The organism is Belnapia sp., from assembly GCF_059504005.1.
In genome coordinates this window covers 25,342-49,778 of record NZ_JCACHU010000056.1, presented here as the reverse complement: position 1 = coordinate 49,778, position 24,437 = coordinate 25,342, and the positions used below count along the sequence as shown (strand labels likewise).

Here is a 24,437-nt window from a genome sequence, read left to right as displayed (position 1 = left end):
TTTCAGGGTCTTCCGGCCTTGGCCTGGGCGAGGACGCGGGCGGTGGCGACATGTTCTCGTGCGGTCTTGCTGTTGACGTAGCCTTTCTTCACGGCTGGTTTGGGCTTGCGCGGGCTGGCCGCGACTTGGCGCGGCACGACGTTGCGGGCGAGCCGCAGAAGATGCGCGGCGACCGTCGCTGGGTCTGTATGGCCGGATAACCACGGCTGGTCGGGCAGGGCGATGAGCATGCCCTCGTAGCCGCCGCGGACCTGCAGAGCCAAATGGTAGAGCGACACCTGCAGGGCGGGGTGCGCGGCCTGGTGCGCCTGCTCGATGCAGCGCTGCAGCAGGGCAAGGACATTATACGCCAGCACGGCGGCGGCAAACCCAAGCAGGGCCGCGCGCGGGTGACCAAGGCTGCGCAGCTCGCTGTTCAGCGCCGCTTCAAGCCGCTGGAACATGCCCTCCACCGACCACCGGCGACGATACAGCTGGGCAACCTGCTGTGCGTCGACCTGCTCAGGCAGATTGCTCCACAGCCGGATCACGCTCTCACCCGCCTCGGTCGGCGTGTCGAGAGTGAGCTCAATGCGCCGCCAGGGCTGAGACGATCCGGCCAACTCGATCCGCTGCTCGCGCACCACGCCGGTCTCGCTGCGGCCACAGGCACGCCAGGCCCCCTCTGTGGCCAGCTTTGGACAGCGGCCATGCTCGCGCACGATGAAGCCGGCCTGCGCCGCCTGCCAGCCCAGCGGGACCGTTCGCGTGCCGAACTGCCGATCGGCGATCCACAGCTGCCCCGGTTGAGCGCTGTCGAGCAAGCCAGCAACGGCGGCACGCTCGCTCTGGTGCGCGTCCTCGCAGGGCAGGATGTCGATGACCAGCCTGCAGTCCGGGTCGTAGACCACCAGCGTGTGTCCAGGCAGCGCCGCGCCACGGTGCCCGCGCAAGGGGGCGAGGCGCTTCTCGCTGGCCGGCAGGTGGTTGCCGTCGAGCACGCGCAACTGCCAGCCCGGCAGGCTGGCCTCGCCGTCCCAGCCCGCCGTCACCGGCGCCAGCCGCTCGGCGCTGCCGCGGACCAGCGCCCGCAGCACGGCAGGCTCCGTGCGGTTGAGCTTGTCGTAAAGCGCGCCAAGCAACACCGGCAGCGTTTCCAGGCTCCGCGCCGCAGCGTGCAAGGAGGGACGCAGGCCAAGGGACACCAACGTCACCAGCTCGATCACCGTCGAGAACAGCAGCTCCCGCGAGTACTGCCGCTGTCGGTGCTTCTCGAACACCGTGTCGATCCACTCGCCTGGGAGGGCCTGCTCCAGCACGACCCGCGCCATCACGCTCGCCGGCCTGCGCTGCTCGAAGCGCTCAAGAACAGAGGTCTGAATGGCACCTCTCCCGTTCCAGCCACAATCGAAGGCCGAAAGATGGTCCCGCCTTAACACCCTGAAAGGGGTGGGTCCAGAAGGTCCAGAAATGCAGGCTGTGGATGCGCGGGACGTCGTAGCACTGGTCGATCTCGACGCCCGTCGTCAGCACCTGGCCGCGCAGCCGGCGGATGTCGAGCCGGCCGGAGTTGCGGCAGTAGATCTCCTTGTTGACGTTGCAGAGGAAGACATTGTCGAAGTCGATGCCGCCGAGGCAGTCCTCGACGCGGAAGACGTAGTCATAGGCGGTCGGCGCCCAGCCGCTGACCTGCGCCGCGCCGTGGGTCTGCTGCACGGCGATGTCGCGCAGCCCGGCGCCGCGGCTGTTGACCCCGGTGAAGGTGAAGGGGGTGAAGCCCGTCGTGTTGATCCGGAGCCAGGTGCCCTGGCCGCCGCCGGGGCCCTCGGTGAAGCCCGCGCCCTGCAGCCGTATGGTGGCGCCGTTCAGCACCACCGGCGAGGCGATGCGGTAGGTCCTGGGGCCGAGGAAGAGCGTGCCGCCGCCCTTCGTCCTGAGGTCGTCGATGGCGGCCTGGAAGGCGGGGCCGTCATCGGTGCTGCCGTCGCCCCTGGCGCCGTAGCCGCGCACATGGGCGCCCCGGTTGGTGAGCACCGCGCCGCGCAGCTGCGCGAGGGTGGCGCGCCGGGTCTCCGTGGTGCTGCCGCTCGTCTGCACCAGCGGGGCGAGGTCGGTGTCGCCGAGGGTGCTGGCCAGGGGCAGCTCGCTGATCCTTGCGTCGGGCATCGGGCTCCGGTCCGGATGGGCAGGCGGCGTGCCGCCTGCGGTGGGGAATGAGGAAGGCGGGGGGACGAGGCGAGCCGGCTACTGCTTCAGCACGCTGCCCGCCTCGCTCAGCAGGCGGCCGTCGCTCTCGACCAGGATCAGCTTGAGGTCGGCGCCGACATTGAAGCTGCGCGAGAGCACGCCGAGCGCCGGGTCCGCCGCATCCTCGACGCGGATGCGGTAGCCGCTGCCGATGGCCGGCGCCGGGAAGCTGGCCGAGGCGCCACCGCCGACGACCGGCACCACCTGCACCGGCGGGACGACGGCGCCGCGGCCGTCGCGCAGGCTGAACACCACCTGGCTGACCGGCCCGAGCACCGTCGCCGAGACCGGGATCGAGGTGCCGGCGACGATGCCGGCGGCGAAGGGCGCGAGGATGATGGTGCGCACCACCGCCGCCGCCGCCTGGCCGATGCCGAAGCGCTTGGCGACGCTGCGCACCGTGTTGATCGGCCCGACCGCCCCGTCGAGCGTGACGCCGGTGCCGAGGCTGGGGCCGCTGCGGACCGGCAGCATCGCCATCGCATCGGCGGTCTGCAGCACTATTAGGTCGCCCACCTTGAGGCTGCCGGCGACCGCGGCGAAGTAGCCGGCGGCGGTGACCACGGCGCGGCTGTCGGCGGTGCGGTACTGCCAGAGGGCGAAGCTGTTGCCCTGGATCAGGGCGGTGAGATTGGCCGGGCTGAAGGGCACGGGGGTCTCCGTCTCGACATGCGCCGCGCCTCCCGGGAAGCGGGCTTCCGGGAGGGGGTGGACGCGGGGAGTGGCAGGGGGGAGCGCCGGGCGCAGTTCGGCCGTCGGCGAGGGATGAGGTAGCGGAACGTTCTCCTTACGTCAAGGAAAAACATCCTAGTTCAGCGCGGGCGGGTTTGGTCCTAGTCTGCGCGCCGCCTGAACCCTGCCGGAGGCCGGATGCGCCGCCTTGCCCTGATCGCCGCCCTGCTGCTGGCCCCGCTCGCTGTCCCGTGCCCGGTCCAGGCGCAGCCGGCGCTGAATGTCTACAACTGGACGGACTACATCGACCCCTATGTCGTGCAGCGCTTCCAGCAGGAGACGGGCATCCGCATCCGCTACGACGTCTATGACAGCCTCGAGACGCTGGAGGGCAAGCTCTCCGCCGGGCGCAGCGGCTACGACCTCGTCGTGCCCACCAGCGAGCCGACCTTCGCCCGCCTCGTCCGCGCCGGGGCCCTGCGGCCGCTGGACCGGGCGAGGATTCCCAACTGGCGCAACCTCGACCCGGCGCTGATGGCGCGCGCGGCGCAGGCCGATCCGGGCAATGCGCATGGGGCGATCTATCTCTGGGGCACCGTCGGACTCGGGCTCCGGCTCGACAAGGTGAGGGCGATCGCGCCGGACCTCGCGCTCGACGGGCTCGACGTGCTGCTGAAGCCGGAGAATGCAAAGCGGCTGGCCGGCTGCGGCCTCGCGGTGATCGACAGCGCGACGGATGTGCTGCCCTCCGTGCTGCGCTGGCTCGGGCGCGACCCGGACAGCGCCGATGCGGGCGACCTGCGCGCGGCGGAGGCGGCGCTGCTCGCCATCCGCCCGCAGCTCCGCGCCATCCCCGGCTCCGGCGCGCTGCTCGACATGCTGGCGACGGGCGAGATCTGCGCCGCCCTGACCTATAGTGGCGATGCGATCCAGGCCGCGGCGAGGGCGCGCGAGGCCGGACGGGGCGTCGAGATCGGCTATGTGGCGCCCGCGGCTGGCCCCCATCTCTTCTTCGACATGCTGGCGATTCCAGCCGATGCGCCGAACCCGGATGCGGCGCATGCCTTCGTCGACTTCCTGCTGCGGCCCGAGGTCATCGCCGCCGTCAGCAGCCATGTGCGCTACCCGAATGCGGTGCCCGCCAGCCGCCCGCTGATCAGCCAGGCGGTGCGGGAGGACCCGAATGTCTATCCGCCCGAGGCGGCGCTGGCGCAGGCCTTCGTCGCCGGCACGCCGGGGCCGCAGGCGGAGCGGCTGCGCAGCCGGCTCTGGAGCCGCTTCCGGGCGGGTCGCTGAGCTTGGCCCTGCTGGCGGTGGAGGGGCTGACCAAGCGCTTCGGGGCGGCCCTTGCGCTGGACGGCCTCGATCTCGAGGTGCGGCCGGGCGAGTTCCTGGCGCTGCTGGGCGGCTCCGGCTCCGGCAAGTCGACGCTGCTGCGCCTGGTCGCGGGCTTCGAGGCGCCGGATGCGGGGCGCATCCGGTTGGAGGGGCGGAACCTCGCCGGCCTGCCGCCGCATGCGCGCCCGGTCGGGATGATGTTCCAGAGCTATGCGCTCTTCCCGCACCTTACCGTCTTCGACAACGTCGCCTACGGGCTGCGGCGCGAGCGCGTGGCGGCGGCGGAGGTCCGGCAGCGCGTCGGCGAGGCGCTGGCCATGGTCGGGTTGGAGGCGATGGCGGGGCGCAAGCCGCACCAGCTCTCGGGCGGGCAGCGGCAGCGGGTGGCGCTGGTCCGCTCGCTGGTGAAGCGGCCGCCGCTGCTGCTGCTGGACGAGCCGCTCGCCGCCCTCGATGCCGGCTTGCGCGAGCGCACCGGGCTCGAGCTGCGGGCGCTGCAGCGCCGCACCGGCGCCGGCTTCGTCATGGTGACGCATGACCAAGCGGAGGCGCTGGCGCTCGCCGACCGCATCGCCGTGCTGGAGGCGGGGCGCCTCGCCCAATGCGGCCCGCCGGCCGAGCTCTACGACCGGCCGGCGACGCGCTTCGTCGCCCGCTTCCTCGGCGCGGCCAATGTGCTCGAGGGGAGGGTCGGCGCGGATGGCGCGGTGGAGGCGGGCGCCTGCCGCCTCGCCCTGGCCCATGCGGCGGCGCCGGGGGAGGCCCTGGCCGTGGCGTTGCGGCCGGAGCGCATCCGCCTGGTGCCCGGCCCGCCGCCCGCGGCCAATGGCGTGGCCGGGGTGCTGCGCGACCTCGCCTATCGGGGCGATGGCTGGATGGCCCTCGTCGCGCTGCCGGACGGGGCGGAGCTGCGCGTCGCGCTGCCGGCCGAAACCGCGCCGCCCGAGCCAGGGTCGCAGCTTGCCCTCGGCTGGCCGCCCGAGGCGCTGGTGCCGCTCCGCGCGTGATGGGGCGGCTGCTCGTCCTTCTCCCGCCGCTCGCCTGGCTGCTGCTGCTGGTGGCGGCGCCGCTGCTGATCCTCGGCCTCATCGCCTTCGCCGAATCGGGGCCGGGCGTGCCGCCCTTCATTCCGCCGGTGGGCTGGGCGGGCCGGCCGGTCTGGCAGGGGAGTACCGAGAGCCTCCGCATGCTGGTGGCCGATGCCTATTACCTGGAGGCCTTCCTCCGCTCCGTGCTGACCGCCGTCCTCACCGCCGCGCTCTGCCTGTTGCTGGCCTATCCGATGGCGCTCGGCATCGCCGGCGCCCGGCCGTCCTGGCGGCTGCCCCTGCTGCTGCTGGTGCTGCTGCCCTTCTGGACCGGCTTCCTGCCGCGGCTCGGCGCCTGGATCGGGCTGCTGCGCGACGGCGGCTGGGTAAACGGCATGCTGGGCCTCGCCGGGATCGGGCCGTGGCGGCTGCTCTACGGCGACGCGGCGCTCTATCTCGGCATGGTGCATGCCTACCTGCCCTTCGCCGTGCTGCCCCTGGCGACGGCGCTGCTGCGGCGGGACCTCTCGATCGAGGAGGCGGCGGCCGATCTGGGCGCCACGCCCTTCACCGTCTTCCGCAGCGTCACCCTGCCGCTGTCGCTGCCGGCGGCGGCCTCGGCATTCCTGCTGGTCTTCATCCCCGCGGCAGGGGAGTTCGTCATCCCCGAGCTCCTCGGCCCGCCGGAGGCGCAGCTGGTCGGCCGGGTGCTCTGGGCTGAGTTCTTCCAGAACCGCGACTGGCCGCTGGCCGCTGGCCTGGCGCTCGCCCTGCTGGTGCTGCTGCTGCCGCCCATCCTGATCTTCCAGCGGCTGGGGCGGCGGGGATGAGGCGCCTTGGCCTCTCGCTCGGCCTCGGCTTCCTCTGGGCGCCGATCCTGCTGATGGTGCTCTATGCCTTCAGCGCCGACCGCATCCCCTTCCAGTGGGGCGGCTTCTCCCTCCGCTGGTTCGCGGCGCTCGCGGCCAATGAGCGGATGCGGGATGCGGCCTTCCTCTCGCTCCGCATCGCGGCCGGGGCGGCGACGCTGGCGACGCTGCTCGGCGGGCTTGCCGGCTGGGCGTTGGCGCGGTTCGGGCCGTTCAGGGGGAGGGCGCTGCTCGGGGCGCTGGCCGGGGCGCCGCTCGTCCTGCCGGAGGTGGTGACGGGCCTCTCGCTGCTGCTGCTCTTCGTCCTGGCGCAGGGGGCGGCGGAGGCATGGCTCGGCTGGTCGCCCGGGCGCGGGGCGGCGACCATCCTGCTCGCCCATGCGAGCATCGGCCTCGCCTATGTCGCGGTGGTCGTGCAGGCACGGCTGGCGGCGCTCGACCCAAGCCTCGAGGAGGCGGCGGCCGGGCTCGGCGCCGGGCCCTTCACCGCCTTCCGCACCGTCACCCTGCCGCTGATCGCGCCGAGCCTCGCCGCCGGCTGGCTGCTCGCCTTCACCCTCTCGCTCGACGACGTCGTGGTGGCGAGCTTCGTCTCCGGCCCGGCCGGGACGACCTTGCCAATGCTGGTCTTCTCCGCCCTCAAGGTCGGGCTGACGCCGGAGATCAACGCGCTCTCGGCCCTGGTCCTGGCTGTCGCGGCCCTGGCGGTTGGGCTGGCCGGGCTGATTCTGGCCCGGCGGGCGAATGGCGCGGGTTGAAGCGGCGGGGGGTGGGGGGTAGTTTCACGGCCTCGCCAGGACCAGGGCCCCGACCCCATGAAGCTCATCGCCGACCGCCTCGACCGCATCTCCCCCTCGCTGACCATTGCGATGACCAGCAAGGCCCGGGCGCTGAAGGCGGCGGGGAAGGATATCGTCGGCCTGTCCGCGGGCGAGCCGGATTTCGATACCCCGCGCAACGTGAAGGACGCGGCGATCGCCGCCATCGAGCGCGGCGAGACCAAGTACACCGATGTCGCCGGCACGCCCGCCCTGCGCCAGGCGGTCTGCGCGCGCTTCAAGGCCGATCACGGCCTCGACTTCAAGCCGGAGGAGATCCTGATCGCCACCGGCGGCAAGCAGGTGATCTTCGACGCGCTGCTCGCCACCATCGGGCCGGGCGACGAGGCCATCATCCCGGCGCCCTGCTGGGTGAGCTACCCGGACATCGTCGAGCTCGCCGAGGGCAAGCCCGTCATCGTCGCCTGCGACCAGAATTCCGGCTTCAAGCTGCGGCCGGAGCAGCTGGAGGCGGCGATCACGCCGAAGACCAAGTGGTTCATTCTCAACAACCCCTGCAACCCGACCGGCGCCGCCTACAACGCCGAGGAGCTGAAGGCGCTGACCGACGTGCTGATGCGCCACCCGGATGTCTGGGTCTTCACCGACGACATCTACGAGAAGCTCGCCTATGACGGCTTCAGGCCGGCAACCGTCCTCGAGGTCGAGCCGCGCCTGCGCGACCGCACGGTGACGATGAACGGCTGCTCCAAGGCCTATGCGATGACCGGCTGGCGCATCGGCTATGCCGCCGCGCCCGTCCACCTCATCAAGCAGATGGACAAGCTGCAGAGCCAGTCCACCTCCAACACCAGCAGCATCAGCCAGGCGGCGGCGGTCGAGGCGCTGACCGGGCCGCAGGACAGCATCGACGTCATGCGCGTCGCCTACAAGCGCCGCCGCGACATGATGGTGGAGGAGCTGAACGCCGCCCCCGGCCTCTACTGCCACAAGCCGGAGGGCGCCTTCTACGTCTTCCCGAGCATGCAGGGCTGCATCGGCAAGACGACGAAGGGCGGCCAACGGATCGGGACCGACGAGGATTTCTGCACGGCGCTGCTGGAGGAGGAAGGTGTGGCCTGCGTCCACGGCACCGCCTTCATGTATCCCGGCCATTTCCGCATCAGCTACGCGACCAGCGATGCCGTGCTGAAGGATGCCTGCCAGCGCATCCGGCGCTTCTGCGAAGGGATGCGGTAGCCGCCATGCCCGGCCTTGCGCAGCGCCTCGCGGAGGTGAAGGTCTCCGCCTCCGCCGTCATGACCCAGCGCGCGCGGGAGCTGCGCGACGAGGGCATCGAGGTCATCAGCCTGGCCAATGGCGAGCCCGACTTCGACTCGCCGCCGCATGCGGTCGAGGCGGCGCACCAGGCGGCGCTGCGGGGGGATACCAAGTATCCGCCGCAGGGCGGCACGCCGGCGCTGAAGGCGGCCATCGCGCGCAAGTTCAGGCGCGACAACGGCCTTGACTACAAGGCGGACGAGATCATCGTCGGCAACGGCGGCAAGCAGGTGATCTTCAACGCCTTCATGGCGACGCTCGACCCGGGCGACGAGGTGGTGATCCCCTCGCCCTTCTGGATCAGCTATGCCGACATGGCGAAGGTCGCCGGCGGCATGCCCGTCACCGTCGCCTGCCCGCAGAACAACGGCTTCAAGCCGCGGCCGGAGGATATCGAGGCCGCGATCACGCCGCGGACGAAGTGGGTGCTGCTGAACTTCCCGGGCAACCCGACGGGTGCGGTGCCCTCGCGCGCCGAGATGCAGGCCCTGGCCGACGTGCTGCTGCGGCACCCGCAGGTCTGGGTCATGACCGACGACATGTACGAGCACCTGCTCTATGACGGCTTCGAGTACCACACCATCGCCGCCGTCGAGCCCGGGCTCCGCGACCGCACGCTGACGGTCAACGGCTGCTCCAAGACCTATGCGATGACCGGCTGGCGCGTCGGCTTCGGCGGCGGGCCGGCCTCGCTGATCAAGGCCATGTTCAACATGCAGGGCCAGGCGACGGCGGGCGTCTCCACCATCAGCCAGGCCGCGGCCGTGGCGGCGCTCGACGGGCCGCAGGACTTCGTCAAGCGGAACGCCGAGTCCTACCGCCAGCGCCGCGACATGGTGGTCGAGATGCTGAATGCCTGCCCCGGCATCACCTGCCACAAGCCGGAAGGCGCCTTCTACGTCTTCCCGAACATCGCCGGCTGCCTCGGCAAGACCACCAAGGGCGGCGTGCGGATTGAGACGGATACCGACTTCGTCATGGCCCTGCTCGAGGAGAAGCGCGTCGGCGCCGTCCAGGGCACGGCCTATGGGATGAGCCCCTACATGCGCATCTCCTACGCGACCGACAGCGCCAGCCTCGCCGAGGCCTGCGGCCGAATCCAGGAGTTCTGCCGGGAGCTCCGATGATCAGGCCCGGCCGCGACGAGGACGCGGAGGGCTTCATCCGCCTGATCGGCGAATGCTGGGCGGAGTTCCCGAACTGCATCCTCGACGTGGACGGCGAGGCGCCGGAGCTCCGCGCGCTCGCCAGCTACTTCGCGGCGGCGGGCGGGGCGCTCTGGGCGGCGGAGCGGGATGGCGCGCTGGTCGGCATGGTCGGCACCCGGCCGCTCAACAGCGACCAGGCCTATGAGATCTGCCGGATGTATGTCGCGGCGCCGGAGCGCGGCACGGGTCTCGCCCAGCGGCTGCTCGATGCGGCCGAGGCCCATGCCCGCGCCGCAGGCGCCCAGCGCCTCGTGCTCTGGACCGATACGCGGTTCGATGCCGCGCACCGCTTCTACGAGAAGCGCGGCTATGTCCGGCAGGGCGCCATCCGCATCCTCGACGACATCTCGAAATCCCTCGAATTCCGCTATGCCAAGCCGGCCGCCGGGCTTGTGGTGGAGGCGCTGGACGCGGCCGCCGCGGCGAGCGCGGAGCGGCGCCTTGCCCAGATCCTCATCGCCTGCGTCGAGGATGGCGCGGCCGTCTCCTTCCTGAAGCCGCTCTCGCGCGAGGTGGCGCTGGGCTTCTGGAAGAAGGTCGCGGCCGATGTCGCGGCCGGTCGCCGCGTGCTGCTCGCCGCCTGGCTCGACGGCGCGCTGGTCGGCACGGTGCAGCTCAACCTCGACATGCCGCAGAACCAGCCGCACCGGGCGGATCTTGCCAAGCTGCTGGTCGACCCCGCCTTTCGCCGCCACGGCGTCGCCCGCGCGCTGATGCGCCGGGCGGAGCAGGCGGCGCAGCGCCTCCGCCGCCGGCTGCTGGTGCTCGACACCGAGGCCGGCAGCGCGGGGGAGGGGCTCTACCGCAGCCTCGGCTGGCAGGAGGCCGGGCAGATCCCCGGCTACGCGCTGAACGCCGCCGGCGTCGCGCATGCCACCGTGATCTTCTGGAAGGAGGTCTGAGCCGATGATCTCGCCCGGCTGGTGCCGCATGATGGCGGCCTACAACAGCGAGATGAACCGCCGCCTCTACGCCGCCGCCGACCAACTCTCGGACGCGGCGCGGCGCGAGGATCGCGGCGCCTGGTTCGGCTCCATCCACGGCACGCTCTGCCACCTGCTCTGGGGCGACCGGCAATGGATGAGCCGCTTCGCCGGCTGGGAGCCGCCGCCGTCCGGCATCCCCGGCAGCCCGCGCCTGGTCGAGGGCTGGGCCGAGCTCCGCGCCGCCCGCGCCGAGGCCGATGCGCGGATCGAGGCCTGGGCCGCGACCCTCACCGAGGACTGGCTGGCCGGTACCCTGCACTGGTTCAGCGGCGCCTCGCAGCAGCGGATGGCTTCGCCGCGCGCCGTGACGCTGACGCATTTCTTCAACCACCAGACCCATCACCGCGGCCAGGCCCATGCGCTCATCACCCAGGCCGGCATCCGCCCGGCGGCGACGGACCTGCCCTGGATCGTCGACCTTGAGGCGCTCGGCCTGACCGCCTGACCGATCACGAAGCGCAATACCGCGATTGCCTCGCGGCATGGAATCGACGACGTTTCGGCTATTGGTTGAGACCCGCCATGACAGCGCCGCCCGACACGGAAGAGACGATGATGCGCCGCGGCCCTCACCTCGCCGAGGCGCCGGAGCCCATCCTGCATGTGCTGGTCCTGACCGGGGAGGGCGGCGGGACGCGCCGCATCCCGCTTGGCCCGGAGCCCTTCCGCATCGGCCGGGTCGCCGGGAACGACCTGGTGCTGCCGGCGCCGGAGGTCTCGCGCAACCATGCCCTGCTGACGGTGACGGGGGATGCGGCAAGCCTCACCGATCTCGGCTCCACCAACGGCACCTGGCTGGAGGGCGAGCGGCTGGGCGGCGCCGCGCCGCTGGCGCCGGGCATGCGCCTCGCCATCGGCCCCTTCGCCCTGCAATACCAGCGCGGCCGCCAGCGCGAGATGGAACGCGCCGCCGAGCTCGAGCGCGAGATGGAGCGCGCCTTCCGCTACGTGCAGGCCCTGCTGCCGCCGCCCATCCTGGAGGGGCGGGTGCGGGCGGAGTGGAGCTTCCTGCCCTCGGCCAGCATCGGCGGCGATGCCTTCGGCTATCGCTGGCTCGATGCGGACCGCTTCGCCGTCTTCATCCTCGATGTGGCGGGGCATGGCGCCGGCTCCGCCCTGCTTGCCGCCTCGGTGATGAACATGCTGCGTGCAGGCGTCGGCAGCGACCCGGCCGCGGCGCTGGCCGGGCTCAACGCGGCGTTCCAGATCGAGGAACAGGGCGGCCTCTTCTTCACCATCTGGTACGGCGTTGCCGACCTCGCCGCGCGGCGGCTGGATTATGGCGCGGCTGGGCACCATGCCGGCTACCTGCTCCTGCCCGGCGGAGCGGCGCCCGAGGCGCTCGGCACCCGCAACCCTCCGGTCGGGATGATGCCGGGCACCCGCTTCCGCACCGCCAGCGCCCCGCTGCCGCCCGGGGCGCGGCTGCTCCTCTTCAGCGACGGCGCCTTCGAGACCCGGGCGCCGGATGGCCGGCAGCTCGGCCTCGGCGACTTCCTGGCGCATCTCCCGCTGGCCGCCGCGCCGGCGGCAGGGGCGGCGGAGCGGCTGCTGCAGGCAGCCCGCGCGCAGTCCCGGCCCGGACCTTTCGAGGATGATGTCTCCATACTGTCGCTGGACTTCGCGTGACGGTACGGTGAAGCCTCCAGCGCAACGACGAGGATGACCGATGGACTTCGTGCTGACCGAACTCGACCCCGGCACCAACCGGGTGACCATGAGCGGCCGGCTCGATGCGGCGGGTGCGGAGGCGATCGACCTGCGCTTCGCCGCCGCCGTCGGCAGCGTCGCCCGGAATGCGCTGGTGGACCTGACCGAGGTGAGCTTCGTGGCCTCCCTCGGGCTGCGCATGTTCATCTCGACGGCGCGGGTGCTGCAGCGACGCGGCGCGCAGATGGTCCTCTTCGGCGCGCAGCCGCAGGTGATGGAGGTCTTCGAGACCATCGCCCTCGACCAGATGATCCCGATCGTCGGCACCGAGGCGGAGGCGCGGGCCCGCCTCGCCGCGTGAGCTTCCGCCACCGGATTGCGGGCGGCGCCGTCGAGGTCGCGGCGGCGCAGGCCGCGCTCGCCGCCTGGATGGCGGCTGCCGGCGCCGGCCCGCGCAGCATCACCCGTGCCGAGATCGTGGTGGAGGAGCTGGCGCTGAATGCGCAGCGCCACGGCGGCGCGCCGGAGGTGCTGGTCGAGGCCAGCATGGCCGGGCGGTTCTGCACCCTCGTGCTGGAGGATGCCGGCCCTCCCTTCGACCCGACCGCGGGCGCCCTGCCGGTGCCGGCCGCCTCGCTGGATGCGGCGCGGGTGGGCGGCCTCGGCCTCGCCCTGGTGCGGCGCCATGCCGCGGCGCTGCGCTACAGCCGCACGGCGGCCGGGCGCAACAGGGTCGAGGTCGACCTGGCGCTCAGCTAAGGAAGTGGCCGAGCCGGATCAGCACCTCCTCCGGCGCCTCCTCGGCCAGGTAGTGGCCGCTGCCGACGCCGGCACCCGTCACCGCGCCGGCCGCATAGTCGCGCCAGATGGCGAGCGGGTCGTACCAGCGGGGGATGGCGCCCTTGGCGCCCCAGAGCGCCAGCAGCGGGCACTGGACCTTCTGCCCGGCGGCGCGGCTGGCGCGGTCATGCTCGAGGTCGATCCCCACCGCCGCGCGGTAGTCCTCGCAGATCGCGCGCACCGTGCCCTCCTCGCGCAGCGCGGCCAGGTAGTCGGCCCGCGCCTCGGGGTGGAAGAAGCCGCGATCCTTCGGCTCGCGCGCGGTGTGGAGGTCGAACCAGTCCTCGACGTCGCGCAGGATCATGCGCTCCGGCCGGTCATGCGGCTGGGCAAGGAAGAACCAATGATAGTAGCCGAGGGCGAAGGCCATGTCGGTCCGCTCGAAATGGGCGAGCGTCGGGATGATGTCCATGGTGCAGAGCCGCTCGACCCGCGCCGGATGGTCGAGGGCGAGGCGATGCGCGACGCGGGCGCCGCGGTCGTGGCTGACGACGGCGAAGCGCTCATGGCCGAGATCGCTCATCAGCGCGGCGAGGTCCGCCGCCATTGCCCGCTTCGCCATGGCGGCGCTGTCGGGCAGGGCAGGGGGCTTCTGCGAGAAGCCGTAGCCGCGGATGTCGGGCGCGATGACGGTGAAGCGCCGGGCCAGGGTCGGCGCGACCTTGTGCCACATCGCGTGGGTCTGCGGGTTGCCGTGCAGCAGCAGCAGGGGCGGCCCGCTGCCGCCGCGGCGGAGGCGGATGCGCTGGCCATTGGCCTCGCGGTATTCCAGCGTGAAACCTTCGAAGAACATCGGCGGCCTCCCGGCCCGCGATCACCCTGGGCGACGACGCCCGGGGCGTGGATCGCCGGCCCGACAGGAGCTTGTCCCGCATCGGACCGGCGATCGCCAGTCAGCGGCGATCAGGCGCCGGGCGCCAGGATCTGGGCCGGCGCCGCCTCGGTCGAGCGCGGCCGGACGGAGCGCCATTCCTCCCCGGTCCAGGCGCGGGCCAGGACCTCGACCCTGCCATCCTCGGCGATGTGGATCTCGTTGTAGGCATTCGGCTCGCCGCGCAGCCGGCGCGAGGTGCTGGTGGAGGAGAGCACCACGGTCAGCCGCCCCTTCGCCGCATCGTCCGGCACCACCGTCGCCGGCTCGGCCACGTCGCCGACATGGAGATGGCCGGAGAGCACCAGCCGCACCTCGCGTCGGGCGAACCCTTCGAGCGCCGTCGCCGCCCCGCCCACCAGCCGCGCCTCCGGCGCCGCCTGCGGCGGCAGGAAGGGGTGATGGGCGACGACGATGCGGACCAGCCCCGGCGGCAGCGCCTCGAGGCGTGCCAGGCAGCGGGCCAGGCGCTTGTGGCCGACCCGGCCGCGCGACCAGTCGAGGTAGAAGCCTGCCCGCCGCGCGGTATTCAGCCCGACGACGCCGACCCGCCGGTCCTGGAAGACCGGCTCCGTCTCCGGCGTGATGAACTGCCGCCAGCGGGCGAAGGGGTCGATGAAGCGCTCGATCATCCAGTAGCCGACGATGTCGTGGTTCCCGGGCACCGCCAGCACCGGCGCCCGCAGGCGGCCGATGAAGGCCCGGGCCGCCTCGAACTCCCGCGTGCGGGCGCGCATGGTGAGGTCGCCGCTGATGGCGATGAGGTCCGGCGGGTCGCGGTTCAGCGCCTCGGCGAGGGCATCGACCACCTCCGGGATCTCGGCGCCGAAATGCAGGTCGGAGAGATGGGCGATCCTGTAGGTTCCGCTCCCGGCCTCGTTCCTGCCTGCCCCGTCCTGCATCACCCGAGCCCCTCTGTTCGGCGGCTGGAACAGCGGGGCGGCGCCTGGGTTGCGGCCCTGGCCCTGGGCGAAAAGGTCCGGCCGGCTGGTTGACCGCCGCGCCGCTGCGCGCGAGCCTCGCCCGGACAACGAAGGAGGAAGCCATGTCCGAGGATAGCGCCCTGTTCGACAAGGGCATGCCGATCCGCCGGGAGGTGCTCGGCGCCGAGTATGTGGACGCCTCCATGGCGAAGGCCGACGAGTTCATGATGTCCTTCCAGCGCGCCACCACCGCCTGGGCCTGGGGCTGGGCCTGGGGCGACCCGACGCTGGACCGCAGGACGCGGAGCCTCATCAACCTCGCCATGCTGACGGCGCTGAACCGCGCGCCGGAGATCAAGCTGCACGTCAAGGGCGCGTTGAACAACGGCGTGACGGTGGAGGAGATCAAGGCGGCGCTGTTGCACGCCACGGCCTATTGCGGCATCCCCGCCGGGCTCGACGCCTTCAAGGCGGCGCATGAGGTGCTGGTGAAGGAGGGCGCGCTCAAGTGAGCGGGCCGATCCGCCGCATCGGCTTCGTCGGCATCGGCAATATGGGCTGGCCGATGGCGGCCAACCTGCTGAAGGCCGGCTTCGAGGTCGCGGTCTGCGATGCGGTGCCGGGCCGGGCTGCGCAATTCGCCGGTGAGGTCGGCGGCAGGCCGGCCGGCAGCGCGGCGGAGGCGGCGCAGGATGCGGATGCCGTCGTCACCATCCTCCCGACCAGCGCCCAGGTGGCGGAGGTCGCGGCGGCGCTCGCCCCAGCCCTCTCGCCGGGCAGCCTCGTCATCGACATGACCAGCGGCCAGCCGGCGACGACGCGCGAGGTTGCGGCCGAGCTGGAACGGCGGGGCATCGGCATGATCGATGCCCCCGTCTCCGGCGGCGTGCCGCGGGCGCGGAATGGCAGCCTCGCCATCATGCTCGGCGGCGAGGAGGCGCTGCTCGACCGCGCCGAGCCGGTGCTGAAGGCCATGGGTACCAGCCTGCACCGCTGCGGCGGCATCGGCGCCGGCCAGGCGATGAAGGCGCTGAACAACCTCGCCTCCGCCGGCAATTTCATGCTCGGCGTCGAGGTGATGCTGATCGGCCAGCGCTTCGGCCTCGATCCGGCGAAGATGGTGGATGTGCTCAACGCCTCCTCCGGCATGTCGGACAGCAGCCAGCGGAAATTCCGCCAATTCGTCCTCAGCCGCCGCTTCGACGACGGCTTCGCGCTGGAGTTGATGGTGAAGGACCTCGGCATCGCCCTTGAGGTCGGGCGGCAGACCGCGACGCCGGCGCCGCTTGCGGCGCTGGCCCGCGAGCTGTGGGCTGCGGCCCTCGCCTCGCTCGGCCCGGGCAACAACCACACCGCCGCGGCGCAGCTTCCGGAGAAGCTGGCGGGCGAAAGTCTTGGGGGGAACAAGTAGGATGATCTGGGAGGCATACGCGATCCGCTACGGGCGGCATGACCGGCCCGCCCAGTCGAATTTCCTACTGCCGGTGCAGGACCCGCACGAGGCAATGCCGCTCGACTATTATGTCTGGCTGCTGCGGGCGCCGGACGGGCATGAGATCGTCGTCGATACCGGCTTCGACGCCGCCTGCGCCGAGCGGCGCGGCCGCAGGCTCAGCCGCTCCGTCGCCGACAGCCTCAAGGCGATGGGCAGCGACCCGGCGCGGGTGAGGGACGTGGTCGTCACCCACCTGCACTACGACCATGCCGGCAGCGTCGAGCTCTTCACCAGGGCCAAGGTCCATATCCAGGAGCGGGAGATGGCCTTCGCCACGGGCCGGCACATGTGCACCGCCTGCATCCGCCTGCCCTTCGAGGCGGACCACGTCGTCTCGATGGTCCGCGCCCTCTTCGCCGACAAGGTCGTCTTCCATGACGGCGAGGGGGAGGTGGCGCCGGGCGTCACCGTCCATCGCGTCGGCGGGCATTCCGACGGGCTGCAGGTGGTGCGGGTGCAGACCGCGCGCGGGCCGGTGGTCATCGCCTCGGATGCGCTGCACTTCTATGCCAATGACCGGCAGGGCAATCCCTTCCCGATCATCTTCGACCTCGGCGCGATGACCCAGGGCTGGCGCATCGCCCGCCGCCTCGCCGGGGGCGACGAGACGCGGGTGATCCCCGGCCATGACCCCGAGGTCCGCAGCCGCTTCCCCGCCGTGGAAGGGCAGGGGGGCAACGTGGTTGCCCTGCACCTGCCGCCCATCGGTTGAGGGGTCGCGCCCTTGCCAATCCTGGCCTAGCCTCGATCTCCAGCCTGACAACCGCCGAGAGCGAGACCCATGCCCGATTCCGTCCTGCCCGACACCACGCGGCTCAAATTCGGCGTCGGCCAGCCGGTGCCCCGCAACGAGGATCCGGTCCTGCTGCAGGGCCGCGGCCGCTACACGGATGACATCGACCTGCCCGGCCAGCTCTATGCCGTCATGGTCCGCAGCCCCTATGCCCATGGCATCATCCGCGGGATCGAGACGGAGGCGGCGAAGGCGGTGCCGGGCGTGCTCGGCGTCTATACCGGCGCCGACCTGGCCGGGGCCGGCTATGGCGCCATGCGCTGCGTCCTGCCGCTGAAGAACCGCGACGGCAGCCCGCTCACCAATATCGACCGTCCGCCGCTGGCGATGGACAAGGTCCGCTTCGTCGGCGACCCGGTCGCCTTCGTCGTTGCCGAGACGCGCATGGCGGCGCGCGACGGGGCGGAGGCGGTCTTCCTCGACATCGACATCCTGCCCGCCGTGACCGAGGCCTCGGCGGCGGCCGGGCCCGACGCGCCGCAGCTCTACGACCATATCCCCGGCAACCAGGTCCTCGATTTCCATTACGGCGACAGCGCCAAGGTCGCGCAGGCCTTCGCCGCCGCGGCCCATGTCACGAAGCTCTCCATCCGCAACAACCGCGTCGTGGTCTGCGCGATGGAGCCGCGCAGCGCCATCGGCGAGTACGAGGCGGAGACGGGCCGCTACACCCTGCATGTCGGCAGCCAGGGCGTCTTCGGCCTGCGGGCGCAGATGGCGGACATCCTGAAGTCGCCGACGGAGAAGGTTCGCATCCTCACCGGCAATGTCGGCGGCAGCTTCGGCATGAAGGCGAGCTGCTACCCGGAATATCCCTGCATCCTGCACGCCGCGAAGCTGCTCGGCCGGCCGGTGAAATGGACCGACGACCGCACCGGCTCCTTCCTCTCCGACCAGCATGGCCGCGACCATGAGGTGGAGGCGGAGCTCGCCCTCGATGCAGAAGGCAAGGCCCTGGCCGTGCGGCTGACCGCCTTCGCCAATATGGGCGGCTACCTGGCGACGGTGGCGCCGCTGATGGGGACCGGCAATTTCGTCAAGAACGTGCAGTCCAACTACGCGACGCCGCTGATCGAGGTGAACACCCGCTGCCTCGTCACCAACACCACGCCGGTCTCGGCCTATCGCGGCGCCGGGCGGCCCGAGGGCAACTACTTTTTCGAGCGGCTGCTGGAGCAGGCGGCGAAGGAGACCGGCCGCAGCGCCGTCGAGCTGCGCCGCATCAACCACATCAAGCCGGATGCCTTTCCCTTCAGCGCGCCAAGCGGATCGGTCTATGACAGCGGCGACTTCACCGCCGTCCTCGAGAAGGCGCTCGACGCCGCGGACTGGGACGGCTTCGCGGCCCGCCGTGCGGAGAGCCGCGCGCGCGGCAGGCTGCGCGGCCGGGGCATTGGCAATTTCCTCGAATGCACCGCGCCGCCGATGAAGGAACAGGGCGAGGTCCGCTTCGAGGAAGATGGCACGGTGACGATCATCACCGGCACCCTCGACTACGGCCAGGGCCATTGGACGCCCTTCGCCCAGGTGCTGCACCAGTCGCTCGGCGTGCCCTTCGAGAGCATCCGCCTCATTCAGGGCGACTCCGACCTGCTGGTCGCCGGCGGCGGCACCGGTGGGTCGAAGTCGCTGATGGCCTCGGGCGCCGCCATCATGGAGGCGGCGCAGCTCGTCATCGAGAAGGGTCGTACGGCGGCGGCGCATATGCTGGAGGCCGCGGTCGGCGACATCGAGTTCGAGCGCGACGCCGACGGGCTCGGCCGCTTCGCCATCGCCGGCACGGACCGCTCGATCGGCATCATGGAGCTGGCCCAGCGCATCCGCACCGCCAACAACCCGCCGCCCGACATGCCGGAGAGCCTCGACGTCCGCCACGTCTTCGGCGAGGCGCCGATGGCCTATCCCAATGGTTGCCATGTCTGCGAGGTGGAGATCGAGCCGGAGACCGGCATCGTCGAGGTGGTGCGCTACCTCTCGGTGAACGACTTCGGCGTCATCGTGAACCCGCTGATGGTCGAGGGCCAGGCGCATGGCGGCATCGTCCAGGGCATCGGCCAGGCGCTTTACGAGAACGTCGCCTATTCGGAGGAGGGCCAGCTTCTCTCCGGCAGCTACCAGGATTACTGCCTGCCGCGCGCGGGGGACCTGCCGAGCTTCGGCTTCGAAAGCCATCCGAGCCCCTGCACGACCAACCCGGTCGGCGCCAAGGGCTGCGGCGAGGCGGGCTGCGCCGGCTCGCTGCCCGCGGTGATGAATGCGGTGGTCGATGCGCTCGGCGAGTACGGTATCAGCCATATCGACATGCCGGCGACTCCGGAGCGGGTCTGGCGCGCCATCCATGAGAAGGCCGCCTGATCCATTGGACACGGGAATGTGAGGCCGCGGCTGTGCCGCCCGTTGGCAGAAAGCCGGGCGCGAGCGCGGCGGGTGTCGGGCCGAACGTCCGTACTGCTCACGGCTTTCGGCTATGATGTGTTACGGACAAGGCAGAAGCCGGGCCGCCCATTTGTTGTGCTTGGGCCGGCTACATCGCTTCCTGCGAGGGGACTGACAGGATGACCAGGCTCAACGGGCGGCGCGTTCTGGTGGTGGAGGATGAGGCGCTGGTCGCGATGCTGGTGGAGGACGCGCTTCTGGATGCCGGCGCCTCGGTCATCGGCCCGGTCGCAACCGTCGCCGAGGCGATCGCCTTGCTGGATCGGGAGCTGCCCGACGTCGCCGTGCTGGACCTCAACCTGGCCGGGGAGACCTCGACGCCGGTTGCCGATGCGCTGGCTGCCCGCGGCGTACCCTTCGTGGTGGCCACCGGCTACGGCGCGGATGGCCTGCCGCCCGGCCATGCCGAGAGGCCGGTCCTGGCGAAACCCTATGATCCGGATGACCTGACGAGCGCCCTCGGCCGCCTCTGCCGCTGATCAGGCGCCGGCCGGTGCCGCCGCGACAGCCCGCAGCCGCGCGGCCAGCTCCGCCGGCCCGAGCGGCTTGCGGAGCACCGGCGTTCCCGGCGCCATGTCGAGCGCCGCCGTCTCCGCATTCCCGGTGAGGATCACCACCGACAGTCCCGGCCAGCGCCGCGCGATCTCCGCCGCCAGCAGGTCGCCGGTCATCGCTGGCATGGCATGGTCGGTCAGCACCAGGTCGAACTGCCCGCCCAGCTCGAGGAGGGCGAGCGCCGCGGCCGCGCTCGCCGCCTCGGTGACGGCCAACCCCTCCTCCCGCAGCGCGGCCGCCATCAGCCCGCGCAGCGGCGCCTCGTCCTCCACCATCAGCACCCGCAGCGGCCGGCGGGTGGCCGGGGGAGGGGGCAGGGACGGCTCCGCCGTCGCCGCGGCCTCCGGCAGCCAGAGGGTCACGGTCGTGCCCTCGCCGAGCGTGCTCTCGATCGCCAGCGCCCCGCCGGACTGCGCCGCGAAACCATGCGCCATGGCGAGGCCGAGCCCGGTCCCCTTGCCGACCTCCTTGGTGGTGAAGAAGGGCTCCGTGGCCCGGGCCAGCGTCGCCGCATCCATGCCCTCGCCGGTGTCGCTGAGGCTGATCCGCAGGTAGCGCCCCGGCGCCAGCCCGAGCGCCCCGCCGGCGCCGACCTTCTCCGCCGCTGCCTCCAGCCGCAGCAGCCCGCCCTGCGGCATCGCGTCCCGCGCATTGAGCGCCAGGTTGAACAGGACGAGGTCGAGCTGCGTGCGGTCCGCCTGCAGCGGCGGCAGGCCGGGCGGCACCTCGACCTCCAGCCGAATGTCGGGGCCGAGCGGCCCGTGCAGCAGCGAGGCCAGGCCCTCCAGCACCGCCGCCGGCGCGACCGGGCCGGATTGCAGCTGGTCGCGCCTGGCGAAGGCCAGCATCCGCCGGGTGACGCCGGCGCCGCGCTCCGCCGCCTCCAGCGCCGCCCGCGTGTAGCGGCGCACCCGGGCCGCATCCTCCGGCTGGTTCTCCATCAGCCGGAGCGCACCCGCCACCACCTGGAGGATGTTGTTGAAGTCGTGCGCGATGCCGCCCGCCATGCGGCCGAGAGCCTCGAGCTTCTGCGCCTCGCGCAGCCGGGCCTCGGCCCGGTTGAGGGCGGTGATGTCGAGGATGACGGCATAGCTGCGGAGGAAGGCGCCCGTTGCATCCCGCTCCGCCCGGGCCCGCAGCAGGACGTCGACGGGCGTGCCGTCGCGCCGGCGCATGCGGTACTCCACCTCCCGCACCTCGTCGCCATCCTCGCGAAGGACGACGGCCGCCGCCTCCCACCGCACGCCGCTCGCGGCCGTCATGAAGTCCGGGATGCGGCGGCCCAGCACCTCCTCCCGCGCATAGCCGAGGAAATCGAGCCATTCCGCGCTGACCTCGACGATCCGCCCGGCCGCATCGCAGGAATGGAAGGCGGCCGGGGTGCGGTCATAGATGCGGCGCAACTCCTCGGTGCGCTCGGCCACGCGCCGCTCCAGCTCCGCCTTGGCGCGCAGCAGCCCGGCCTCGGCCTGCTTGCGCTCGGTGAGGTCGAGGATGAAGGCAATGGTCTCCTCCTGCCGCTCGCCGATGATGGTGAAGCCGACCAGCACCGGCACGCGGGTGCCATCCGGGCGCCGGTACTCCTTCTCGTAGGGGGTGCAGCGCCCGGTGGCCTGCACATCGGCGATGGCGGCGGCATCGGCGGGGAGCCATTCCGGCGGCGTCAGCCCGTCCCAGCGCAGCTCCCCGGCCGCCAGCTCCTCGCGGCTGCGGCCGATGAGGCGCAGCAGGGCGTCGTTGGCATCGTGGATCCGGCCATGCACGTCGCCGCGCAGCACGCCGATCGGGTTGGCCTCCAGCATGGCCCGCAGGGCTGCCTCGCGCCGCGCCAGTTCCTCCGCGCGGCAGCGCTCCTCGGTCACGTCGCGGTCCATGCCGATGATGCGGAAGGGCCGGCCCTCGGCATCCGCCTCGACCCGCCCGGTCCCCGCGATCCAGCGCTCCGCCCCGTCATCCGCGCGGCGGATGCGGAACTCGGCCTGGAAGGTGGTCGGGCCGGCGCCGGCCGCCGCCTGCTGCGCCGCGACCAGGCTCGCGCGGTCGCCCGGCTCGATCATCGCCAGCCAGCTTGCCTGGTCGGGCGGCGGCTGCGCGGGGTCGAGGCCAAAGAGGGCATATTGCTGCGGCGACCAGATCTGCCGGCCGCTGGCGAGGTCGACCTCCCAAGAGCCGAGGCCGGCCGCCTCCTGCGCCAGCAGCAGCCGCGCCTCGCTCTCGCGCAACGCATGCTCCGCGGCGCGGCGCTGGGTAATGTCGCGCACCGTGCCGGTGCCCCGCCAGGCGCGGCCAGCCGGACCCGGCATCACCTGGCCCCGGTCGCCCAGCCAGCGGATGCCGCCATCCGGCAAGCGAATGCGGAATTCCAGGCTGTAGGAGCCGCAGCTTCGGATCGCCGCATCGAGGGCGGCAGTGACTGCGGGCCGGTCCTCCGGCTGGATCCGCCCCATCCACTCCTCGAACTCCAGGGACAGGCCCCCGCCGGCGGGAACCGACGGCAGGCCGTAGAGCCTGGCGCAGCCGGGCGAGCAGTCACATCGCCTGCTGGCGATGTCCCATTCGTAGCTGCCGACCAGCCCGGCCTGCTGCGCCCGGCGGATGCGCTGCAGGGCCTCCGCCCGCCGCTCGAGGCCGCGCCCGGCGAGCCAGCCGCCGCAGGCGAGCGCCGCCACCGCCAGCGCGCCGCCCGGCGCCGGCAGCAGGGCAGCCAGCGCCGCGCCGCCGGCACATCCGGCAGCGAGCAGGATCGGCGGGGCGGGGCGTCTCCATCGCATGGGCGGAAGATTACACCTTTGACAGCGGCTCATGGGCGCGAACTGTCGGCACCGGCGGCCGGTCAGCCCGGCGCCGGCCTTATGGTGCGCCCTCGGCGAAGGCCGGTGCCACGGGTGCGGTGCAGAGCCCGGACCGCTCCAGCGCCGCCGCGGCGCGGAAGAGCAGCCCCTCCGTCCAGGGCTTGCCGATCAGCTGCACGCCGATCGGCAGCGCCCCCTCGGCTCGCGGCACCGGCACCGTCAGCACCGGCAGGCCGATGCCGCTGACCGGCTGGGTGAAGAGCCCCATCGAGGGGCGGAGCGGCATCTCCACCCCGTCCAGCGTGAGGCTCTCCTGCCCGATCGGCGTCGCCGGCACGGGCGTCGCCGGGGCGAGCAGGATGTCCCACTCCGCCATCAGCGCCTGCATCTCGTCCCGCGCCCTGGCCCGGACCCGCTGCGCATGCCCGACCCAGGCCGCCGGGATCAGCGCGCCGGCCAGCAGCCGGTCCTGGATCAGCGGCTCGTATTCCTCGAGCCGGGTGCGAAGCGTCGGCAGGTGGAGCGCGGCGCCCTCGGCGGCGGTGATGATGAAGGCGGCCGAGCGGCTGGCCTCCGCCATCGCCCAATCCACCTCCGCCGTCGCGCCGAGCCCCGCGGCCACCGCCGCCACCGCCCGCCGCGCCGCCTCGGACTGCATCCGCGCGAACCAGCCGCCGAGCCGCGCCACCCGCAGCCCGGCGGCCTCCGCCCCGAGCAGCGGCGTCACCGCCTCCGGCGGCCGTGCCGACTGGTGGCCGTCGTCCGGATCGAGGCCCTGCAGCGCATCATAGGCCGCGGCGAGGTCGCCGACGCTGCGGGCGAAGGGCCCGACATGGTCCAGTGAATAGACGAAGGGGAAGGCACCATGGCGCGAAAGCCGCCCATAGGTCGGCTTCAGCCCGAAGATGCCGTTCAGCGAGGCGGGCACGCGGATCGAGCCGTTCGTGTCCGTCCCGAGGGTGACCGGCACCAGCCCCGCCGCCACCGCCGCGGCCGAGCCGCCGGAGGAGCCGCCGGCGATGCGCGCGAGGTCATGCGGGTTGCGGCACGGGCCGGCATGGCTGTTCTCGGTGGTGAAGCCATAGGCGAACTCGTCCATGTTGAGCGCGCCCAGGCAGACGGCCCCGGCCGCGTCCATCCGCCGGACAAGGAAGGCATCGCGCCCCGCGGGCGCCGCGCTGCGGCGGATGCGGCTGCCGGCCAGGGTCGGGAGGCCGGCGAGGTCGAAGAGGTTCTTCGCCGCATAGGGCACGCCGGCCAGCGGCCCGGGGTCCTGCCCGGCGGCGATGCACGCATCCACGGCATCGGCCGCCGCCAGTGCCCGCTCGGCAAGCACGGCGGTGAAGGCGTTCACCTCCGCGCCGCGCCTGGCGATGCGGGCCAGCGCCGCTTCCGCCACCGCGCGCGCCGAGACCTCGCCCGCCCGCACCCCCGCGGCGATGGCGAGTGCCGGGCCGCTCATGGCCGGTATACCGGTGCCGGCTCATCCGCCTCGTCCAGCGGCACGGCCAGCGCCGGCGCCGCGACCCGTATGACCAGGGCGAAGGCGGCCGCTACCCGCGCCTGGCGGGCGGCGTCGAGGGCGAGCCCCACCGCCGGGGCGGCAGCGGCCACGTGGGCGGCGGGGTCGAAACGGTCCGGGTCGAGCATCGGGGC

24 protein-coding genes are annotated in these 24,437 nt (G+C 72.4%); 16 read left to right on the top strand and 8 right to left on the bottom strand.

The features are described 5' to 3' along the window. Positions 1 to 2: 2 nt before the first annotated feature. From AC5JJ1_RS09190 to AC5JJ1_RS09180, 3 genes are all read right to left on the bottom strand, one after another. The gene (locus AC5JJ1_RS09190; RefSeq protein ID WP_495784813.1) at positions 3 to 1,310 is read right to left on the bottom strand and encodes an IS4 family transposase; all 1,308 of its coding nucleotides are present in this window, start codon (positions 1,308 to 1,310) and stop codon (positions 3 to 5) included. Positions 1,311 to 1,341: 31 nt separating this feature from the next. Beyond that, the gene (locus AC5JJ1_RS09185; protein ID WP_495784812.1) at positions 1,342 to 2,145 is read right to left on the bottom strand and encodes a glycosyl hydrolase family 28-related protein; all 804 of its coding nucleotides are present in this window, start codon (positions 2,143 to 2,145) and stop codon (positions 1,342 to 1,344) included. Positions 2,146 to 2,223: 78 nt separating this feature from the next. Continuing rightward, positions 2,224 to 2,877, bottom strand: coding sequence for a hypothetical protein (locus tag AC5JJ1_RS09180; protein ID WP_495784811.1), 654 nt, complete (start codon positions 2,875 to 2,877; stop codon positions 2,224 to 2,226). A gap of 219 nt (positions 2,878 to 3,096) precedes the next feature. Between AC5JJ1_RS09180 and AC5JJ1_RS09175 the strand changes: the two genes are divergently transcribed. The 11 genes from AC5JJ1_RS09175 (at position 3,097) to AC5JJ1_RS09125 (ending at position 12,835) form a co-directional block, all read left to right on the top strand. After that, positions 3,097 to 4,194, top strand: a complete 1,098-nt coding sequence (locus AC5JJ1_RS09175; protein WP_495784810.1) for an extracellular solute-binding protein — start codon at positions 3,097 to 3,099, stop codon at positions 4,192 to 4,194. Between the two features lie 2 nt (positions 4,195 to 4,196). Beyond that, positions 4,197 to 5,243 (top strand): ABC transporter ATP-binding protein, encoded by a 1,047-nt coding sequence (locus AC5JJ1_RS09170; protein WP_495784809.1) that lies wholly within the window; start codon positions 4,197 to 4,199, stop codon positions 5,241 to 5,243. After that, positions 5,243 to 6,094 (top strand): ABC transporter permease, encoded by an 852-nt coding sequence (locus tag AC5JJ1_RS09165; RefSeq protein ID WP_495784926.1) that lies wholly within the window; start codon positions 5,243 to 5,245, stop codon positions 6,092 to 6,094. Before AC5JJ1_RS09170 ends, AC5JJ1_RS09165 begins: the two co-directional genes overlap by 1 nt. Then, a complete protein-coding gene (locus tag AC5JJ1_RS09160) occupies positions 6,091 to 6,891 on the top strand; it encodes an ABC transporter permease (protein WP_495784808.1) in 801 nt (266 codons plus the stop codon). Before AC5JJ1_RS09165 ends, AC5JJ1_RS09160 begins: the two co-directional genes overlap by 4 nt. Positions 6,892 to 6,948: 57 nt before the next feature. Then, positions 6,949 to 8,151 (top strand): pyridoxal phosphate-dependent aminotransferase, encoded by a 1,203-nt coding sequence (locus tag AC5JJ1_RS09155; protein ID WP_495784807.1) that lies wholly within the window; start codon positions 6,949 to 6,951, stop codon positions 8,149 to 8,151. A gap of 5 nt (positions 8,152 to 8,156) precedes the next feature. Continuing rightward, on the top strand, positions 8,157 to 9,359 hold the full coding sequence (locus AC5JJ1_RS09150) for a pyridoxal phosphate-dependent aminotransferase (protein WP_495784806.1): 1,203 nt from the start codon (positions 8,157 to 8,159) through the stop codon (positions 9,357 to 9,359). Next, the gene (locus tag AC5JJ1_RS09145; protein ID WP_495784805.1) at positions 9,356 to 10,342 is read left to right on the top strand and encodes a GNAT family N-acetyltransferase; all 987 of its coding nucleotides are present in this window, start codon (positions 9,356 to 9,358) and stop codon (positions 10,340 to 10,342) included. The genes AC5JJ1_RS09150 and AC5JJ1_RS09145 overlap by 4 nt, the downstream gene beginning before the upstream one ends. Positions 10,343 to 10,346: 4 nt before the next feature. After that, a complete protein-coding gene (locus AC5JJ1_RS09140) occupies positions 10,347 to 10,871 on the top strand; it encodes a DinB family protein (RefSeq protein ID WP_495784804.1) in 525 nt (174 codons plus the stop codon). A 77-nt stretch (positions 10,872 to 10,948) separates the two neighbouring features. Then, complete coding sequence (locus AC5JJ1_RS09135) at positions 10,949 to 12,055, top strand: PP2C family protein-serine/threonine phosphatase (RefSeq protein WP_495784803.1); 1,107 nt, start codon at positions 10,949 to 10,951, stop codon at positions 12,053 to 12,055. Positions 12,056 to 12,095: 40 nt separating this feature from the next. After that, positions 12,096 to 12,437 (top strand): STAS domain-containing protein, encoded by a 342-nt coding sequence (locus tag AC5JJ1_RS09130; RefSeq protein WP_495784802.1) that lies wholly within the window; start codon positions 12,096 to 12,098, stop codon positions 12,435 to 12,437. Beyond that, positions 12,434 to 12,835: an ATP-binding protein gene (locus AC5JJ1_RS09125; RefSeq protein WP_495784801.1), complete on the top strand. Its 402-nt coding sequence runs from the start codon at positions 12,434 to 12,436 to the stop codon at positions 12,833 to 12,835. The genes AC5JJ1_RS09130 and AC5JJ1_RS09125 overlap by 4 nt, the downstream gene beginning before the upstream one ends. Here the strand turns inward: AC5JJ1_RS09125 and AC5JJ1_RS09120 are convergent. Beyond that, positions 12,828 to 13,709 carry an alpha/beta fold hydrolase gene (locus AC5JJ1_RS09120; protein WP_495784800.1) on the bottom strand — a complete coding sequence of 294 codons (882 nt, stop codon included), beginning with the start codon at positions 13,707 to 13,709 and terminating at the stop codon, positions 12,828 to 12,830. The two genes, AC5JJ1_RS09125 and AC5JJ1_RS09120, sit on opposite strands and share 8 nt — an antisense overlap. A gap of 110 nt (positions 13,710 to 13,819) precedes the next feature. Further along, positions 13,820 to 14,689, bottom strand: coding sequence for a metallophosphoesterase family protein (locus AC5JJ1_RS09115; protein ID WP_495784799.1), 870 nt, complete (start codon positions 14,687 to 14,689; stop codon positions 13,820 to 13,822). 143 nt (positions 14,690 to 14,832) lie between these two features. Here AC5JJ1_RS09115 and AC5JJ1_RS09110 point away from each other — a divergent pair, with 143 nt between their 5' ends. The 5 genes from AC5JJ1_RS09110 (at position 14,833) to AC5JJ1_RS09090 (ending at position 19,913) form a co-directional block, all read left to right on the top strand. After that, on the top strand, positions 14,833 to 15,222 hold the full coding sequence (locus tag AC5JJ1_RS09110; protein ID WP_495784798.1) for a carboxymuconolactone decarboxylase family protein: 390 nt from the start codon (positions 14,833 to 14,835) through the stop codon (positions 15,220 to 15,222). Continuing rightward, a complete protein-coding gene (locus tag AC5JJ1_RS09105) occupies positions 15,219 to 16,121 on the top strand; it encodes an NAD(P)-dependent oxidoreductase (RefSeq protein ID WP_495784797.1) in 903 nt (300 codons plus the stop codon). Before AC5JJ1_RS09110 ends, AC5JJ1_RS09105 begins: the two co-directional genes overlap by 4 nt. Position 16,122: 1 nt before the next feature. Then, positions 16,123 to 16,917, top strand: coding sequence for an N-acyl homoserine lactonase family protein (locus tag AC5JJ1_RS09100; protein ID WP_495784796.1), 795 nt, complete (start codon positions 16,123 to 16,125; stop codon positions 16,915 to 16,917). 69 nt (positions 16,918 to 16,986) lie between these two features. After that, on the top strand, positions 16,987 to 19,353 hold the full coding sequence (locus AC5JJ1_RS09095; protein ID WP_495784795.1) for a xanthine dehydrogenase family protein molybdopterin-binding subunit: 2,367 nt from the start codon (positions 16,987 to 16,989) through the stop codon (positions 19,351 to 19,353). A 200-nt stretch (positions 19,354 to 19,553) separates the two neighbouring features. Continuing rightward, positions 19,554 to 19,913 carry a response regulator gene (locus tag AC5JJ1_RS09090; RefSeq protein WP_495784794.1) on the top strand — a complete coding sequence of 120 codons (360 nt, stop codon included), beginning with the start codon at positions 19,554 to 19,556 and terminating at the stop codon, positions 19,911 to 19,913. Here the strand turns inward: AC5JJ1_RS09090 and AC5JJ1_RS09085 are convergent, their stop codons facing one another. The 3 genes from AC5JJ1_RS09085 to AC5JJ1_RS09075 form a co-directional block, all read right to left on the bottom strand. Then, positions 19,914 to 22,760 carry a PAS domain S-box protein gene (locus AC5JJ1_RS09085; protein WP_495784793.1) on the bottom strand — a complete coding sequence of 949 codons (2,847 nt, stop codon included), beginning with the start codon at positions 22,758 to 22,760 and terminating at the stop codon, positions 19,914 to 19,916. A 79-nt stretch (positions 22,761 to 22,839) separates the two neighbouring features. Next, positions 22,840 to 24,243, bottom strand: coding sequence for an AtzE family amidohydrolase (locus AC5JJ1_RS09080; RefSeq protein WP_495784792.1), 1,404 nt, complete (start codon positions 24,241 to 24,243; stop codon positions 22,840 to 22,842). Beyond that, on the bottom strand, positions 24,240 to 24,431 hold the full coding sequence (locus AC5JJ1_RS09075; protein WP_495784791.1) for an AtzG-like protein: 192 nt from the start codon (positions 24,429 to 24,431) through the stop codon (positions 24,240 to 24,242). Before AC5JJ1_RS09075 ends, AC5JJ1_RS09080 begins: the two co-directional genes overlap by 4 nt. Between the last annotated feature and the right edge of the window lie 6 nt (positions 24,432 to 24,437).